This is a genomic window from Anaerostipes sp. 992a (assembly GCF_001940245.1).
Lineage (GTDB): Bacteria > Bacillota > Clostridia > Lachnospirales > Lachnospiraceae > Fimousia.
Genome location: NZ_MJIG01000004.1, coordinates 216949 through 234427 on the forward strand (window position 1 = coordinate 216949; position 17479 = coordinate 234427).

A 17479-nucleotide genomic window follows, 5' to 3' on the forward strand; every position below is an offset into this window, starting at 1 on the left:
TTATATAAATGTATTATAAACAACCTTTTTCAGAAAGTCAATGTATCTGGCTGCTTCTTAATATCCATATCTACTTTGCTCTTTCCAGATGAATCGTTACAATCTCCGGTGGATTGTGAAACCTTGGCAATACCTTTTTATCACTGCTTAAGCCTCTCGTAATGATCATGTTCTTTACCGTTTCAAAATGAAACTCTCCATAATCATACTTAGGAAACCATCCTTGGTCTCCACCAAAAATTCCACCAACTCCCGGTAGGACCACCTGCCCGCCATGATCATGTCCAGAGATGACTAAATCGATGTTCCAGGTCTTCCACGCCTCTCCAAAAATAAAACTATCCGGACGATGTGCCATCATGATCTTATATTCCTCTTCCTTTTGAAACGTCTCCAAAAATGTAAGCGTCTTTGGGTCCATATCTTTTTTGCTCATATGACCAGCTCCATCCACCTCAAAAGCATAATCATACATGCCTCCAATACAGATAGGATTGCCATTGATGCTCACTCTCTTATAGGTTTGGTCCAGCAGGACAGCTCCGGCATTTTGGATATCCTTCCACAGCCTTTTGCTTTTCTGTCTTTCCATATAATTCTCCTCATGATTTCCAAGAGAATAATAGACTGGATAATCACCGGTAAGCTGTTCAAGAAGTGTTACGACCACATGATCGTCTTCCGAAATATCGTTTAACATATCCCCAACCATTAGAATTACATCTGGATCGATGTTGCGGATCTTCTTCACCAATTCTTCGTTGTTCTGGCCAAATTCATGATCATGAAGATCTGAGATGACCGCCAAAGTTACCGGTGCATCCACCTTGTCCGAGCGAATCGTATATTCCTGTTCTTCCAATCCATGATAAGAGCGATAAATCTCCCATGCACAAACTCCGGTCAGAACTGCCAACAACAGCAGTATCCCACACAACCATCCTCTCAATCTCTTCTCTTTCATCTTCATTCCCCTTTTCTTTCTATCCCCATTTGAAAAAGAACCATGAGAATTCTAAACTCCAATTCTCATAGTTCTCCTCCATTATTTCACTATCACTTTACATTCTGCAGTCTTACCGCTGGCAAGCCTAACCGTAATCACTGCTTTGCCTTTCTTCCTCGCTTTCAGTACTCCATTTCTTCGGTTCACCGTAACAACCTGTGTATTACTGGAGGTAAATGCCTTTAGCTTATCGCCCTTTTGCATAGAAGAAACTTTCAGTGCGGAAGATCTGTCCCCCTCCTGCATGGTCATCTTCGTTCTGCTCAGCCTTATATAAGGCTTTAACTTTGCAATGGCTGTCTTCTTCTGAGTGCCGCACTTGGTGCATCGATACAGTCTCCATCCCTTCTCCAGGGCAGTTGACCGCTTTGTCTTTATAACCTTCCACTGATGTTTGCAGAAAATAGAAGCTGATTCTTCTCCTGGTCTGATATAACTGCTCTTTTCCCCGGTGACTACCAAACCGCCTTGTCCATATTCTGAATCATCCGTGTCATATTCTGAATCCGCATAAATAACTTCTTCCGATACTAATGCATCCGTCTCCTCCATTGCAAAGGATATTTCTCCCAGCAAAGACACTCCTAACAAAAATGTCAAGAAAAATACAAAACTACTTTCTATATAATGCTTCATATATTCCCTCCAGATCATTTCAATCCACTATTCCTATAACTATCCATAGTGTATCAAATTTCTCCAAAAAATTCCACCCTTTCACGCCACTTTGGAAAATCTTAAGTTTATCGTAAAGAAGTCGCAAGTTTCCTATGCTATAATGATAAAAGATAAAGACTGTCAAAATTAAGACAATCACTATGTGGGAATGGAGAGTTACTATGGAAAGCTTAATGAAACACATCTTGATCGTAGATGATGAAAAAGAAATTACAGATTTACTGGAAGTCTATCTTCTCAATGAAGGCTACCACGTACATAAATTCTATACAGGAAAAGGCGTATTAGAATGCCTGGAACAGCAGCCCATCGACCTGGCAATTCTGGATATTATGCTGCCCGATGTAGATGGATTTACCCTTTGCCGGGAAATCCGCAAGAAATGGTTCTTTCCCATCATTATGCTAACCGCTAAAATTGCCAGTTCCGATAAGATCAACGGTATCACCTTCGGTGCTGATGACTACATCACAAAGCCCTTTCATCCACTGGAACTTTTAGCCCGTGTAAAAGCACAACTTCGTCGGGCAGAAGTTTACAATCAGGCCTTTACAAAAGAAACAACTCAAAAAGAAGAAATCTACAACATTCGCGGCCTTGAACTCAATGCCACCGAGCATTCCTGCCATCTCTATGAACAGGCAGTAGCACTGACGCCGATTGAATTTTCCATTGTATTGTATCTCTGCCGCCATCTGGGTCAGGCCATCTCCACAGAGGAACTATTTGAACAGGTATGGGGAGAAAAGTATTTAGACTGTAACAACACCGTTATGACACACATCGCCCGTATCCGTGAAAAGCTACATGAGAATGCCAGAAAGCCCAAATGGATCAAAACCGTCTGGGGCGTTGGCTATAAAATCGAAGAATAGGAGGCCCTATGCAAAAGAAAATCAACTATGGAATCGCAAAAGAGCTTTTCTCCCGCTTTTTGAATCATATCGTAATCTATGCCATCGTCCTGCTGGCAACCTCAGCCATTGGATACTTCTGGGGCCATAGTCAGATCTGGTATGCTGGTACATCTGAATACCAGTTCTTCCACTTTATCCAGGATTACTGGGTCGTTCTCTTTCTGATCTGCCTCATCACCGGCTGTATGTTGATTGCCGGTATCCATATCGTAAAATTTGCAAAGATTCTGGGAGAAATTACAGGAGCCGTCAGTGACCTTTCCAACCAGAGAGTCACTTATATCAAGCTGCCATCTCAGCTATACGAAGTAGAATCCGAATTAAATCAGATACTAACCCAGATGCAGCAAAACCGCCAGATTGCAAAAGAGGCCGAGCAACGCAAAAACGATATGATCGTCTACATGGCCCATGACCTTAAGACACCTCTTACCTCCGTCATCGGCTATCTGACCCTGCTTCACGATGAGAAATCCATCCGTCCAGAACTGCAGGATAAATATCTGGGCATTGCCCTTCGAAAATCCGAACGACTAGAAGAACTGATCAACGAATTTTTTGAAATGACAAAATACAACTTTTCGAATACCGTTCTTTCCATTTCAAAGGTAAACCTTTCTCTTATGCTGGAACAGCTGATCTTCGAATTTAAACTGATGTTCCATGAAAAAGGCGTGGACTGTCAGATGGACATCCAGCCAGATCTGACCATTCCGTGTGACGTAGAAAAGATGGAGCGTGTCTTCGACAATCTGTTTAAAAACGCCTACAACTACTGCTATGAGAATACGACCATTCACGTACATTTAAAATCCAGCCCTATGGACGATGGCGTAATACTAACCATACAAAATGCAGGAAAGACGATTCCACAGGAAATGCTTGACCATCTATTCGAGCAATTCTTCCGGATGGATTCTTCCCGAAGCAGTAAGACCGGAGGAACCGGTCTGGGTCTGGCCATCGCCAGAGAAATCATCACGCTTCACCACGGAACCATTACCTGCGACAGCGAGAATGAAACCATCACTTTTACCGTTTTTCTTCCAAAAACGCCATAAAAACATGTTCATTTACCTCAACTGAGAGCAGCTGTCATTTTCACATATATCCTTCATGATTTTAACCTTTTTTCCACAAAAAGCCACTCCATAATTTAACGTTGTTATTACTTGATGATTTTTTTGTTCTACTGCATAATTTCGATCATATATCTGCTTTAATGCTTCTCTTGCCAATTCTTCCAGTTGTTCCTCTGTGCAATTCTTTTCTGATTTTAATTCAATCAAGATACCTGGTATTTTGTCTATTTTAGGCATTAGCTGAATATCAAACCTACCTTCTCCAGCCTCTCGATTTGATGTAATATAATATCGTTCCTCTAAAACTGCGCATAATCCAAGCATTAATCCATGATAGAAGCTCTCGTTTGCTGTATCATGATAGCTAACGCTCTGTATCAGTAATGTCTGCAAATGCTCCTGCAATCGCTTATTATCCCCTGTATACAAAGCTTCCTGAATTGCAATAGTTGTTGACTGCGGCAACATTGGCTCTAACTTGGAAAGAATCTCTTTTCGATAAACATAAGAAATTTCCTTATTTGGCAATGCAACCTGGCACATATAATCTCCTCCAAATTGTGCATCTGATTTCATTGCCTTTAAATATCCAGCCACCAACAGAAAACTATAAATAGAAGAAGGATTCTTTTGAATCTGCGGATATATGACTCCTATATCAATATGAGTAACAAATGATTCTTTTTGAACCAAAGATTGTAACCGTTCCATAATCTCTGGTGTTGCATTTTCCAGAATTTCTCCAATAATTTCATTGCTTCCTGTAGATTGCCAAAATGCTTGTGGGATGCAGTCCGCATTGAAGTATCCAATCACTGACCAGGGATTAAAGATTTCTGTATTTCCAAAACAATATCCGTCATACCAGCTACAGATTTCGTCATACTTTTCTGAAACATGATAATAATCTGCCATCTTACGTACTTCATCCTGTGTAAAACCAAAATATTCACTATAACGCTGATCCAAAATAGAATTAATCTTCAAGTTATTCAGTCCACTGAAAATACTTTCTTTTGCCACACGTAAAATTCCCGTTAAAAATCCATAAGATAGATGCCGATTATCTTTTAATCCACCAGAAAATAAATTACGCATAAATCGAATAACTTCGTCATAATATCCAGAAACATAACCTTGCTGAATTGGAGTATCATATTCATCTATGATAATAATCGGTGCAACCTTATAATGCATATCCAGCATCTTGGAAAGACGTAAAAGAGCATACGTTAATTCTACACGATCGGCAGAGCAGGACAATACTTTTTTAAAATATTCCTTCTCATAATCTTCACATTGATTACTATTTAACAGTTCTTTATGTCTACCGAATTCATCCTGTAGAATGGCCGCAATATTCTGTAATGTCTCTTCCCATGTCTCAAACTTCACATCTTTAAACGTAAGAAAAATCACTGGATATTTGCCTTGATATTTTCGATACATTTCTCCACAAGCCCAAATTTTCTTATCACGAAAATAAACGGATGTATCTTCTTCTGTCTTTTCAAAAAATACACGCAGCATATCCATATTTAACGTTTTCCCAAAGCGACGAGGTCTGGTAAACAAAGAAACCTGTGGTCGCTCATCCAAAAAGTCCCGGATCATTAATGTTTTGTCAACATAGTAATATTCTGAAGATGCTTTACGATAATCTGAAATTCCAATTGGAAGTGGACGCTTTCCCGTTGTCTGACTCATTCTGCACCGTTCCTTTCTAAATATAATATAGTATCTCTATTGATTTTAACACAATCCAGATAAAATATGAACCTTCGTTGCCGATCGCATTCTTAAATATTTCCCAATAACACTTTTTCCAATTCCCACATATCATAAATTAAACTATTTTGGAGGTTTTCCATGAACGATCAATATGACTATGCCGTCATAGGCGGTGATATGCGTCAGGTATATCTTGTGGAAGAGCTTGCACACGACTCAAACCGCATCTGCCACTATGGGCTTTGTGCGGTACCGGAGCGGCATCGTTGTTCCCCTGCCTCTTTCGTTACTGCTGCAAACTCTCTGGAAGAAATCTGCAATGCTTCTCCTTGCATCCTGTGTCCGATTCCTTTCAGTAAGCATGGAGAATTCTTGCATCAATCTGCATTTGACAAAGCTCTGCCCCTTAACCTGCTTCTTTCCAATCTGAAACCGGGTCAATCGCTTTTTGCCGGATGTATCCCCAAAGATTTTCGATCAGAAGCTGTCCATATGGGCGTGCACGTCTTTGACCTGATGTCAGATCTTCCCCTGTCCTACTTTAACACCATTGCAACCGCCGAAGGTGCCATATGTGAAGCAATCAAGCAAAGTCCCATCAATCTACATCAAAGCTCCTGTGCTATTTTGGGCTATGGAAAATGTGGTAAAACTCTTGCAGCCTATCTAAAAGGAATGTTTTGTCATGTATCTGTTGCCTCCAATCAAGAGGAAGAATGTGCTCAGGCCGCCCTTGTGACTGACAGGGCCCAAAGCTTAGAAGATTTCGGAACGTGTGTGGAGACTTTTGACTTTATCTTTAACACAATCCCTTCTACCGTGATTACTTCCGACCTTCTTGCAAGGATGAAAAGTACCGTTACCATCATCGACATTGCCTCTGCTCCCGGCGGCGTGGATGGGAAAGCTGCCAAAAAGCTTGGAATCCATGCCTTATTATGCCCTGGTCTCCCCGGAAAGTATGCACCTTCCTCATCCGCCAGGGCTATAAAAAAAGCAATTGAAAGAATTTTAAAGGAGGATCTCACATGTCTTTAAAAGGAAAACGTGTCGGAATCGCCCTTACGGGCTCTTTTTGTACCTATGAAAAGGTATTTCAAGAACTAAAGAAGCTAACCGACGAGGGTGCCCTTGTGCAGACCATCTTTTCCGATGCTGCAGGAACCATTGACAGCCGTTTTGGAAAGGCCGAAGACTTCATCAAAAAGGCCGAAGAAATCACCAGGCAAAAGCCAATGCTAACCATACCGGAGGCAGAGCCGATTGGGCCTGACAGCCTGCTGGATATCCTCGTTCTATTTCCATGTACCGGCAATACTATTGCCAAACTTGCCAATGGCATCACCGATACGCCTGCCTTAATGGCCGCAAAAGCACACCTTCGAAATAATAAGCCGCTGCTGATTTCTATCTCCACAAACGATGCCCTGGGCATGAATATGAAAAATATCGGCCTGCTGCTAAATGCCAAAAATATCTATTTTGTTCCGTTTGGTCAGGATAACCCCGAGAAAAAGCCAAACTCCATGATTGCCCACACAGAGCTGCTGATTCCTTCTCTGGAAGCCGCTCTTCATGGCAGGCAATATCAACCGATCATATGCTAAAAAGGAGAGTTTACCATGTGTGGAATCGCAGGTTTTTATAATCCCAATGCAAATTTTACAATGGAAAAAGACAAATGGCAGCATATCCTGGATGATATGAACCGCACACAAAAACGCAGAGGGCCTGATGATGAAGGGACTTATCTAAGTCCCTTATGTGGCCTGGCCCATGTGCGGCTTGAGATCATTGACCTGATTACCGGGCAGCAGCCCATGGTCAGAAAAATGGAAGGCCGAGAATGCGCCATCGTCTTTAATGGCGAAATCTACAATATGAAAGAACGAAAAGCAGAGCTTCTAAAAGAAGGGGCAACCTTCCATACTACCAGCGATACCGAAGTCATCCTGGCAGGATACATGCTTCACGGTAAGGACTATATCAAAAAGCTGAATGGCATTTTCGCAATCGCACTATGGGATTCCGCCTCTGGACAGATCCATCTATTCCGTGATCGCCTTGGCGTAAAACCACTCTTTTATACGATGATCGACCACACCCTTGTGTTCGCTTCCGAAATCAAAGGATTATTCGCCTATCCGGGTGTCAGACCTGTTCTGGATCACGACGGACTGTGTGAGATCTTTGCCCTTGGTCCGGCAAAGACGTATGGAAAAGGTGTTTTCAAGAATATCAAGGAAGTCCTTCCCGGCTACTGCCTCACCTTTCGTCAGGGATCCTGTACGATAGAGGCCTACTGGAAGCTGGAAAGCCATCCTCATGAGGATTCTATGGAAAAAACCATCGAAAAAACCGCATGGCTTGTGGAAGATGCGATAAAAAAGCAGATGCTCTCCGATATTCCCATCAGTACCTTTCTCTCTGGTGGCTTAGACAGCAGCCTGGTTACAGCCATCTGTGCAAAAGAGCTAAAAAAACAAGGAAAGGTACTGAATACCTTTTCCTTTGATTTTCAGGATAATCAAAAATACTTTCACTCTAACTCCTTCCAGCCCAGTCAGGACCGTCCATATGTAGAGCAAATGGTTGCCTTTGTCAAGACAAACCACCATTTCCTGGAATGTAACAATCAAGAACAGTTAGAGTGCTTATATAAGGCTGTGGATGCCAGAGACCTTCCCTGTATGGCTGACGTGGAGTCCTCCATGCTCTACTTCTGTTCCAAGGTCACGAAATACAACAAGGTGACGCTGACCGGTGAATGTGCCGATGAAATCTTTGGCGGTTATCCATGGTTCCACGATCCAAACGCATTTCAGACAGATGCCTTTCCATGGTCAAAGAGTATGGAACCCAGAAAAACACTTTTATCCGATGATGTCATCAATAGCCTGCATATGGAAGAATATGCTCATGCTGCTTATGAAAAAACTATTCAGGAGACCCCTCTCCTGCCAGAAGACACCCCCGAAGAAAAACGGAGACGGGAAATCGCATATCTCAACCTGCGCTGGTTTATGGCAACCCTTCTGGACCGAATGGACCGCACCAGCATGTACAATGGGTTGGAAGCCAGAGTCCCCCTTGCCGACCACCGGATCGTGGAATATGTCTTTAATATCCCATGGCATATGAAATGTCCTAATGGCATTGTAAAAGGACTCCTTCGGCATACCGGCAAAGGAATGCTGCCTGAGGATATTCTTTGGAGAAGAAAAAGTCCTTATCCAAAAACCTATGATCCAAACTATGAGAACCTGCTGGGAAACCAGCTAAAAGAAGTGCTTGCAGACCCTTTGGCACCGATTCGTACACTGCTGGACGAAAAAAAAGTCCATACCTTTCTTAACAGTCCTTCCGATTATGGAAAGCCATGGTACGGACAACTGATGGCAGGTCCACAGATGCTGGCCTATCTACTGCAGGTAAATTATTGGTTGGAAAAATACAAGATTCAGATTATATGATCAAGAATAGAAAAGCTACCGGACACACATAGAATAAAACGCTTGTATCTTACATTCTAATGCAAGATACAAGCGTTATTTTACCATCAATATCGTTTTAAATGTTTCTTTATGTACCATTGAATAATTCCAACATATTCTTGATACTGACCTAAGCTATCAGTGTTATTATAAACTTTTTCCAATTTTCTTAACAATGTTTCTGCACTTTTTCCTTTTGGAATCTCATTCAATTTATGAATAACAGGTTTTAATGCCGCCTTACGATTAGAGATTAATGTTCCATATTTATCATTAAGATTCAATATTTCATTTAATTCTTTATTATAAACAGAATTCTTAGAATATATTTTCCCTGAATTATCATAATAAATAGTCTCCATATCTGACTTTTTTTGAGGATTAAGTGTTAATGTATTATTACCTTTTTTCGTATCACAAGTAAATCTTCTCGGGTCAATTCTCCCCGTTTCACTTTTCCGTTTTTGATTTCCGTCACATACTGCAAGAAGATTCTTATAATCCATTTCATTTTCTTTATTCCTAGCATGATAATGTTCAATCTTCAATGAATTATTATCTCGAATTCTTCGCATGCAATATGCACAAAGATATTTTTGTTCAACTAGTAATTGATTTCGAATCTCTGTTTTGTCCAAATCGTCAAAAGACATACTAGGAGTATTTTTCTGCTGTATCAAGCTAACTGGCTCTTTCCCTTTTTGTATATAAATCATTTATAACACTTCCCTAAATCTGTTCTACATCGTAAGAGATTTTTGCTTCAACGACATCCGAATCATTATCGCCCAAAATATCTTCTAACTTTTCTAGTTCCTTTTTCGCTTCTTCATAATTCTCTACAGATAAATTATGATAAAATGAATCCAATAACTTAGTGATCACATCTGGACGTACTTCTACCTTCATCATTTCTCTTAATATCGTAGATATATCTCTGCCATATGTTGCATTAATTGGCTTATATACTTGATAATTTTCAAATAGTAATATATGTTCCTTTTGGATATTGGCAAGAATACTTGGAGCATGAGTTGTCACAATAAATTGAACTTTTGGAAATATGAAATGCAAATCTTCCATAATCCTTTTCTGCCATTCCGGATGAAGATGCATATCTACTTCATCAATTAAAACAATACCCGTTGTTTCGTCCAAAACATGTTCCAACAACTGGGGATTCAACACTGCCATACGATAAGCGATATCAGCCACCATACTTATGGTGCTTCTCAATCCGTCACTTAGCATCTTCATTGACAATTTTTCTCTTCCATTACATCCATCAAAAGTAATTTCTATTTCATGAGTTTTTAATTTATATTCGAATTTTACATTATTTTTATCATTATTTGCTCCTGCATAACACCTCGCCATAGCCATTTTTACAGCTTCTAATTCTGGAATTTTTTCTCCTTCCTGTATTTCGATCATCGTCATTTGTTCAAACCAACGCATCATCAACTTGTCATTAGACGCGGAATCTAGGCAATCTATATATCCACTTGTCCTCGTAAATTTCGTGTTTTGATTCTGATTTTTTTTCTGCTTTTTTTGCATATATAAGCGTCCTGTGCCATAGTAAGCAATAATTGGAAGAATAATGTCTTTATTTCCCTTTCTTATTTCTTCTTGAATTTTTCTGGCATAATCCATAATTTTCTTTGCTCCAGTAATCAAAGTTTTTCCATTAGGCCTTTGAAGAGATCTTGTCCATTCTATCTTCTTTTCGTTAATATTACAATCTGCATATATTTCAACAGGATATTGTGCTTCTCCATCCATCCTGCTTCCCAATTCAAACATTTGTAAACGAGCATCATCCTGCCCTATTCCATTCGAAGAAATTCCATCAAAGCCAGCAATATAACTTCCCAAAGCTAATGATATTCCATCTAATACGCTTGACTTTCCTGCTCCATTCACTCCAACTAAAACTGTATACTCTTTATTTAAATCAATTTCAATTTCCTCAAAACAACGAAAATTTTTAAGAGATATTTTATTTAAAAACATGTGTTTTACACCTCAATAATTTAACAAAATTCCTATACTATAAATAGTTTCCATTATTCCTTAGTCTACCACATTGACTGCAAAACAACAATATCATTTGGGTTCTATGAATGCTTTCAACAATTATTTCTGGAAACAATGTCTCCATTAAAGGTAAACGGTAGAATACAAGTACCTTTTTATTGATTTGAAATTATGCCATAATTACACTCGACAAGAAACTATAAGTCTAAAGAGTTTAGCACTCAACTTTTTTGACTGATTATAATCAGGAGGTACGATTATGGCTACACAAACCAGTTTAGTTGCCCAACAGGTCCGTCTCAAGCAGTGGGCTGAACAGATCAGAGAATGTCAGAACCGTCCGGAAGGTATGGATGTCAAAACCTGGTGCACCCAAAATAATATCACAAAAGCGAGTTATTATTACCGGTTACGCAGGGTACGTGAAGCTTGTCTTGAACAGATTCAGAACACAGATCCTGTGTTTGTTGAACTTCCTGCCCCGGATAATCATGCAGCAACACCAGCTAATGTTCCGGCCCTAGGCATTCCTGTTGATCAAACACCTGTGATCCGAATTAAAAATATCAGGAGACTTTCTGCAGAAATATTTTCTACTGCCTCTCCTGAAATGCTCCATTACCTTATAGAGGCTTTTAACCATGTTGAATGACGCTGATATTTCTGGGTTCAAAAAAGTCTACTTGGCGATGGGGTTCACTGATCTCCGCCGTGGGATTGATGGCTTGGCAACAATCATACGTTTTCAGTTCCATCTTGATCCATATGATAAAAACACCTTGTTTCTTTTCTGTGGAAGAAGGAGTGACCGGATCAAGGCATTTTTATGGGAAGGGGACGGATTTCTCCTCATGTATAAGAGACTTGATAATGGTGCATTTCGATGGCCACGTTCTGCAGATGAAGCAATATCAATCACAGAGGATCAGTACCGGATGCTGATGCAGGGGCTGGAGATCGTTGCCCGACATCCGATAGCAGAACTGAAAGAAACACCCAGCGTCATGTAGTTTGTGCAGAATGCTGAAAATAAAAAAAGTTTTAATTCCTTCAACTTACCTACATACGTATGTTGCATCGATATTCTTTGCTATTTCATGATCGATGCAATAATCCTTCAACTTACCTACATACGTATGTTGCATCAGCAAAAATATACAAACAAAGTAAGTCTTGCACGGATTAATATGTGCAACTTAACCTTTTCGAGTGTTTTCTTAATACATAAAATGTAGATTTAGTGTTACTATCTCGATTTCAGGACGGGAAGTCGCCCTAAATTAGTGCGAATAATTTGATAATTTCATGTTTACTTCTCTTTCGCACTAGTCATTTCTTCTTTTATGATAAGGTCAATCTGAGGAATTGAAATATTTAATGCTGCATTGTGATCTGCATTATCCTTATAACCACATTCCACACATTGAAAACTCTCTTGTGTTTTCCGATTGTCCTTATGGATACAACCGCACTGACTGCATCTTAAAGATGTAAATTTCGGGTTTATTTTGATTACTTGTATGCCTTGTTCTGCTGCCTTATATTCAATTTTAGACTGCAAATCATAATATGTCCAATGTTGTAAACGTTTTGGAAAACCTGTATTCTTCTTAATGCAACTAAGGTTTTCCATTTGGATTGTACCATATCTGTTTTTTACGGCATAATCGACCACTGCTTTGCTGTATCTGTGATTTAGAGTATCACGGTGATTTGCCAGCTTATTTCTTGTTGAGTAAACCGTTGAAAGTCTTGTCTTAATTCCGTGTCCGATTCTCCCCTCGCCACAATATCTGGCTTGTTTTTGTTTGGATATAGTTCTTGCTTCTAATCGTTTTGCATATTCTAATGCTTCCTCTCCTTTTATGGAAAAACTTCCATATTCTCCTATGGAACAAGCATAGATTGCATATGTCACTCCTAAATCTACACCAAGAATCTTATTCTTATCCAGTTTTGCATCTGTCTTTTTAAAAGAATACGTTATATATATAAACCATTTTTTCTTTTTATATACTAATTTGGATTCACCTAATTTGTATTCGCGAGACAACAGTCGTTGCATGATTGCTTTTTGAGCTTTATCACAAGCTTTTATCTGGAATAAAACATTGGATTTCCAAGCTTTCTTTTTCTTAAAATCTCCCGAGAAAAGTGATAATTCTACTGTATAAATCATTTCCCTCTCATGTAATCGGATACCATCTGGACGTAATATAATTGGCTGATCTTTTTTGTATGACGGGATGGACATCGTTCCTTTTAAAATATCTACTTTTGATGATCTATATTTTTTCGAAGCCGCCCGAATAGTAGCACTCAGATTACCACGACTCATATCCGGATACCTTGACTTTAATTTATCATAAACATATCCACTTATATCTTTATATCCCGTCTCCTCGACTAGATTTAAAGCTTTTCCTGTTGTTTCTAAAGATTCTTTGTTTGTATAATCCCAATGAAAGAAAATTTGTATGGTTTTATTTAAAATTTCTCTAGTATCTTCTTGTAGGCTCCATAGCATTTTTTGCATTTCATAAAAATCTTCTTCGCCGAGATACTTCAATTCATACTTCATTACTTTACTGATTTGTTTAGGCATAAAATTGGTCCTCATTTTGATGACTATACTTAGTCTTAAGTTTTTTACTATAACTAAAACTATTATGATGAGCAGTTTATGAATGCCAAGAACATTCTATATTCAATCGAATATGTTCTTTATAGAAAATGATATAATACCACTTTCCTCCTTCCTAATAAGTTCAAACAAATTCTCTTTTGTAAGCATCAAATTGCTAGGATTTCTACCGATAATCAAATATTGATTGTCCCGATCAAAGGCAATCCATTTTCTCATTTCATCTGTAAGTAGACTATCCGCATTATCAATAATAACTAGTTTCTTTTTGGCATTTTGTATTATATAAAATATATTTTTATGAACATCCAAATAATTTATACATATGATTCTTTCATCTTCAACTGAAGTTTCTTGTAAAATAGAATAGATAAAACTTTTCCCTATCCCTGAATCTCCCATTAAAAAAGTTATATTATTTTGAAAATAAAAATTCAATACAAATGATGTGTGGATAGAATGTAATTCATCCATAACAACTGGTTCACTGAACATTCTCCCACCATCCTTTCAAATCTTCATATGAGTCAATCTTTCTTGTCCCATCATGATCATGTACCAATACTGTCGTCATCTCAAAGGAAATCACCGGATACTCACAATAAGCATTTCCAATATTATTTGTATAAATCATATCTAGCGCATTGTCTCCACACTCTTTTAACGAAAATACACATTTGGGATTATACATAATATTTAAGACCGTTTTACATCCGCTTGATAATTTATCAATATTAATCACTTCCTGATTAAATGCAGAATATATTTGATATTTTCCTTTCCATTTTGCTCCATCAATCTTCCGTATTATTTCACCTGCTTTTTCATCTAACAGATGTACTGTGTGCTTATTAAAATAAATATCATTTATTTTGACTAGTTTATAGTCTTTGGGTATGTCATCTTGATTTTTATATATGTTTAGCATACAATGCCTCCTAATCCTAATTTATTAAATTCATTTTCCAGCATGGTATACCTGTATAATTCTTTCATTTTATCACGCAACTCTATTCTTCTCTTATCTAAACCACACAAATCATCTGATTGCCTATTTTTAAATTCACAACAAGATGTTCTCCAACAAACACCTATGGATTTTTTATTAACTTCAAATCCTGTATTTCATCAATTGTTTTATAATCTTCTTTACAGGAAATAGCAGAAATAAGCTTACTACGAACATTAATTATATGTTTTCTTTTTTCTCTAAAATCATCCTCTTCTGCATAAATCCATTCAATCAAATACTTAAACTCTAATAAAATGTACTCAAATGAAATTATATTTAATTCATATACATTTTTTCGTTTAGCACATATTTTTTTTAATCTTATAATTTCACGCATTACCTGATCATTATCAAAAGAATGATCCATGGCTATAATATATTTATTTCATCATCCGAAATATTTGTGATTGCTTTTAATAATTCACTACAATTTTGTTTGCTTTCAACAATTATTTCTGGAAACAACGTGCCCATTAAAGTTTCCCAAAATATATAGCCGGCTTTCTCTTCTGCATCTTCTGTCCATAAGAATATCTGCATTTTTTCACCTTCCATTAATCATTTTTCATATATTCGGTAATCAATCCTATTCTAGTTTTATGTTTTTAATTTTAACATAACTAGAATAAAATATGAACCTTGGTTTTCCGTTGATTTTGTCTTTTCTTTATCATATAATTTATTTGCAACACTATTATTGGGATAAATAAAACAGGAGACTCCTATATGGTAAGCGGTACATAAAATACCGTATATCATTCTATGAGAAAGGATTCCATTAGATTGGAATTCTTCCTTCTTGTTTCTGGCAGTTCAATGTCACCATTGGTACTATTCATGCATCGTTCTTTTATAAAATCACTTCATGGCATCAATGCTTCTATGCCTGCGGACGAATCAAAGTAATCCGGCATATAAAGCAGTAATGTATAGAGATACCGATAGATGTTTAAGTTATTTTCCTTTGCGGTTTCGATCAGGCTGTATAAGATGGCACTGCTCTTTGCTCCATCTGTAGTATCATGGAACAGAAAGTTTTTCCGTCCCTGAACATAAGATTTCGCTTTGCGTTCTGCAGCATTGTTGCTGCAGAAGCAGTTTCCATCTTTTAGATAGTTCATAAGCGTTTCCTTATGATTTTTTGCATAAGTGACAGCTTGCTGCAGTTTACTTCCGCCCCTTGCTTCAAAGCTGTCCAGATAAGTCCAAAAGCCATTCCAGATTGGAACTTCGGTTTCCAAACGTTTTTCTTTTCTGGCTTCTGGATCAAGGTCTTTATACTGTTTTTCAAGATAAAAGATATGATTACAGTACGCAAAACAGACCTCTGCCGGTAGCTTTTTCTGTTCTATCAGCACAGATATCTCTTTTGGTGCCTGAACCTCCTGTTCAGAATTGATATCAGACAGTTTCAGTTTTTTTCGTTTTTCCGCTGGGATTGCTTTGAAAAACTTTCGCCTTGCATGTGCAAGACAACACACAAGGGTAACATCGGTTACTTTTTTGTATGCAGAGTATCCATCACAATGAAGAAACCCTGAAAAATCTTCTAAAAATGCCTTTGGATACTCCCCGGATCTGCCAAGCTGATATTCATAGAGAACAATCTGCATCTGCTCTGTCTTAATGGTTCCCTGCAGTTCTTCCACAAGAGTACGAAGCTGTCTGATGGTATCAGCCTGCTCTTTAATCTGGGCGGATTGTTGTTCATTTGTGGTCTGTAAGATCTGAATGATCCTTTCGCTGCTGATTGGTGCCATCCTCTGTTTCCTCCTGCATTTTCTTACTCCCTATTATAAATGTAGATGGAAGAACAGGCAAATCTGCCCGTTCCCAAGTACTGTCATTCTGACGGTGCCGGGATTGTGGATAAGATGGTCTTTCGATTATCCATATGGACAGGATAAGACAGAAAACCTGATCCATTTCCACAAAGATAGAAAGTATCTCACAATGGATCGGATAGTTTCTGCCTTTGTGGATGGAGAAAGACAGAGAACAGCATTTATCCACAAAAGATCTTTTTCATTTTCTCTGTTTTTCACAAAGGCTAGAATTCCTTTTTTCGGGCATGTTTAAATGCTTTTGTCTGTGAGATGGAAAGTCCTTCCAGCAGCCATCGGTATTCCTGACGTGTCAGCGTTCGGACTTCCGAAGCATTGCAGGGCCACTGAAAACGGCCCTGGTCAAGAATCTTATATAAAAGAACAAAACCTGTTTTATCAAAGTAGAGTGCTTTGATCCGATCTCTTTTTCTTCCACAGAAGAGATAGAGAGCATTGGCATAAGGATCCATCTGATAAGTGTCTCGAATGATCGCCATGAGACCATTTACTCCTTTTCTCATATCGGTCCGGCCAGTCACCAGGTATATCTTCTGTACCCTTGAGATATCGCCTAACATATCATCCGCAGAGCATCGAGGGTGTTTAAGATGGTATCTTTCTCTGCATGATTGAAGATTTCCATGGAAATATCATGGATATTCAACCGGATCGCTGCTTCTGAAGGAGAAACAGAAGTTTGGGGTTGTTCTGGTATCAGATCATCAAAGGGAGCTTCCTCTGAAACCCTGAGAGGGACCACTTCATGTGTTTCCCTGGAAGAAACCCGGGGATTTTCAGGAATCTCTGCCCCACAGGCTTTCTCTGTCAATCTTCGGATGTGATAATAAAGATTGCTGGGAGCAATGTGATGTTCTTCACACCACTTTTTATCGGTAAGCCCGCTCGTTCGACATTCCTGTATGATCTGGATCCATTCTTCATCGGATCGTTTTGGGTGTCGTTTTGTAGTAATCGTGTTCAAAAGTAAATCATCTCCTAAAATTTATTTTGGAGTGATGAAGGATGGACTCTAAAAAAGTTGAAGGAAA

20 protein-coding genes are annotated in these 17479 nt (G+C 38.5%); 7 read left to right on the top strand and 13 right to left on the bottom strand.

Annotated features, from left to right (window positions below):
• Positions 1 to 70 precede the first annotated feature (70 nt).
• Positions 71 to 964, bottom strand: a complete 894-nt coding sequence (locus BHF69_RS05360; RefSeq protein ID WP_083651075.1) for a metallophosphoesterase — start codon at positions 962 to 964, stop codon at positions 71 to 73.
• A gap of 81 nt (positions 965 to 1045) precedes the next feature.
• Positions 1046 to 1642, bottom strand: coding sequence for an Ig-like domain-containing protein (locus tag BHF69_RS05365; RefSeq protein ID WP_075670044.1), 597 nt, complete (start codon positions 1640 to 1642; stop codon positions 1046 to 1048).
• A 215-nt stretch (positions 1643 to 1857) separates the two neighbouring features.
• Here BHF69_RS05365 and vanR point away from each other — a divergent pair, with 215 nt between their 5' ends.
• Both vanR and BHF69_RS05375 read left to right on the top strand, forming a co-directional pair.
• Positions 1858 to 2559, top strand: coding sequence for a VanR-ABDEGLN family response regulator transcription factor (gene vanR, locus BHF69_RS05370; RefSeq protein WP_442855852.1), 702 nt, complete (start codon positions 1858 to 1860; stop codon positions 2557 to 2559).
• An 8-nt stretch (positions 2560 to 2567) separates the two neighbouring features.
• Positions 2568 to 3662 (top strand): sensor histidine kinase, encoded by a 1095-nt coding sequence (locus tag BHF69_RS05375; RefSeq protein ID WP_075670046.1) that lies wholly within the window; start codon positions 2568 to 2570, stop codon positions 3660 to 3662.
• Positions 3663 to 3674: 12 nt separating this feature from the next.
• Here BHF69_RS05375 and BHF69_RS05380 read toward each other — a convergent pair whose 3' ends face one another.
• The gene (locus tag BHF69_RS05380; protein WP_075670047.1) at positions 3675 to 5390 is read right to left on the bottom strand and encodes an AAA family ATPase; all 1716 of its coding nucleotides are present in this window, start codon (positions 5388 to 5390) and stop codon (positions 3675 to 3677) included.
• A 162-nt stretch (positions 5391 to 5552) separates the two neighbouring features.
• On the opposite strand from BHF69_RS05380, the gene BHF69_RS05385 reads away from it, so the two are divergent.
• From BHF69_RS05385 to asnB, 3 genes are read left to right on the top strand one after another with little or no spacing between them, the layout of a single operon-like run.
• Positions 5553 to 6452, top strand: coding sequence for a dipicolinate synthase subunit DpsA (locus tag BHF69_RS05385; RefSeq protein ID WP_075670048.1), 900 nt, complete (start codon positions 5553 to 5555; stop codon positions 6450 to 6452).
• Positions 6443 to 7021: a dipicolinate synthase subunit B gene (locus BHF69_RS05390; RefSeq protein ID WP_075670049.1), complete on the top strand. Its 579-nt coding sequence runs from the start codon at positions 6443 to 6445 to the stop codon at positions 7019 to 7021. The genes BHF69_RS05385 and BHF69_RS05390 overlap by 10 nt, the downstream gene beginning before the upstream one ends.
• 15 nt (positions 7022 to 7036) lie before the next feature.
• Positions 7037 to 8887 carry an asparagine synthase (glutamine-hydrolyzing) gene (asnB, locus tag BHF69_RS05395; protein ID WP_075670050.1) on the top strand — a complete coding sequence of 617 codons (1851 nt, stop codon included), beginning with the start codon at positions 7037 to 7039 and terminating at the stop codon, positions 8885 to 8887.
• A gap of 86 nt (positions 8888 to 8973) precedes the next feature.
• Here the strand turns inward: asnB and BHF69_RS05400 are convergent, their stop codons facing one another.
• Positions 8974 to 9624 (bottom strand): retron system putative HNH endonuclease, encoded by a 651-nt coding sequence (locus BHF69_RS05400; protein WP_075670051.1) that lies wholly within the window; start codon positions 9622 to 9624, stop codon positions 8974 to 8976.
• A gap of 13 nt (positions 9625 to 9637) precedes the next feature.
• Positions 9638 to 10924 (bottom strand): AAA family ATPase, encoded by a 1287-nt coding sequence (locus tag BHF69_RS05405; RefSeq protein WP_075670052.1) that lies wholly within the window; start codon positions 10922 to 10924, stop codon positions 9638 to 9640.
• 283 nt (positions 10925 to 11207) lie between these two features.
• Between BHF69_RS05405 and BHF69_RS05410 the strand changes: the two genes are divergently transcribed.
• Positions 11208 to 11600 (top strand): hypothetical protein, encoded by a 393-nt coding sequence (locus BHF69_RS05410; RefSeq protein ID WP_075670053.1) that lies wholly within the window; start codon positions 11208 to 11210, stop codon positions 11598 to 11600.
• Complete coding sequence (gene tnpB, locus BHF69_RS05415) at positions 11590 to 11958, top strand: IS66 family insertion sequence element accessory protein TnpB (RefSeq protein ID WP_083651079.1); 369 nt, start codon at positions 11590 to 11592, stop codon at positions 11956 to 11958. Before BHF69_RS05410 ends, tnpB (BHF69_RS05415) begins: the two co-directional genes overlap by 11 nt.
• A 299-nt stretch (positions 11959 to 12257) precedes the next feature.
• Here the strand turns inward: tnpB (BHF69_RS05415) and BHF69_RS05420 are convergent, their stop codons facing one another.
• From BHF69_RS05420 to tnpA, 8 genes are all read right to left on the bottom strand, one after another.
• Positions 12258 to 13553, bottom strand: a complete 1296-nt coding sequence (locus BHF69_RS05420; RefSeq protein ID WP_158022557.1) for an RNA-guided endonuclease InsQ/TnpB family protein — start codon at positions 13551 to 13553, stop codon at positions 12258 to 12260.
• A 102-nt stretch (positions 13554 to 13655) separates the two neighbouring features.
• Entirely contained in the window at positions 13656 to 14087 is a 432-nt protein-coding gene (locus BHF69_RS05425; protein WP_075670054.1) for a hypothetical protein, read from the bottom strand.
• The gene (locus BHF69_RS05430) at positions 14077 to 14520 is read right to left on the bottom strand and encodes a DUF4869 domain-containing protein (protein ID WP_075670055.1); all 444 of its coding nucleotides are present in this window, start codon (positions 14518 to 14520) and stop codon (positions 14077 to 14079) included. The genes BHF69_RS05425 and BHF69_RS05430 overlap by 11 nt, the downstream gene beginning before the upstream one ends.
• 163 nt (positions 14521 to 14683) lie before the next feature.
• Entirely contained in the window at positions 14684 to 14941 is a 258-nt protein-coding gene (locus tag BHF69_RS14380; RefSeq protein ID WP_242946118.1) for a hypothetical protein, read from the bottom strand.
• A 32-nt stretch (positions 14942 to 14973) separates the two neighbouring features.
• Positions 14974 to 15159 carry a hypothetical protein gene (locus tag BHF69_RS14385; RefSeq protein ID WP_242946119.1) on the bottom strand — a complete coding sequence of 62 codons (186 nt, stop codon included), beginning with the start codon at positions 15157 to 15159 and terminating at the stop codon, positions 14974 to 14976.
• A 308-nt stretch (positions 15160 to 15467) separates the two neighbouring features.
• Positions 15468 to 16364 (bottom strand): IS66 family transposase, encoded by an 897-nt coding sequence (tnpC, locus tag BHF69_RS05440; RefSeq protein WP_075670056.1) that lies wholly within the window; start codon positions 16362 to 16364, stop codon positions 15468 to 15470.
• A gap of 290 nt (positions 16365 to 16654) precedes the next feature.
• Positions 16655 to 17008 carry an IS66 family insertion sequence element accessory protein TnpB gene (gene tnpB, locus BHF69_RS05445; RefSeq protein WP_075670057.1) on the bottom strand — a complete coding sequence of 118 codons (354 nt, stop codon included), beginning with the start codon at positions 17006 to 17008 and terminating at the stop codon, positions 16655 to 16657.
• Positions 17002 to 17412, bottom strand: coding sequence for an IS66 family insertion sequence element accessory protein TnpA (tnpA, locus tag BHF69_RS05450; protein ID WP_075670058.1), 411 nt, complete (start codon positions 17410 to 17412; stop codon positions 17002 to 17004). Before tnpA ends, tnpB (BHF69_RS05445) begins: the two co-directional genes overlap by 7 nt.
• Positions 17413 to 17479 lie beyond the last annotated feature (67 nt).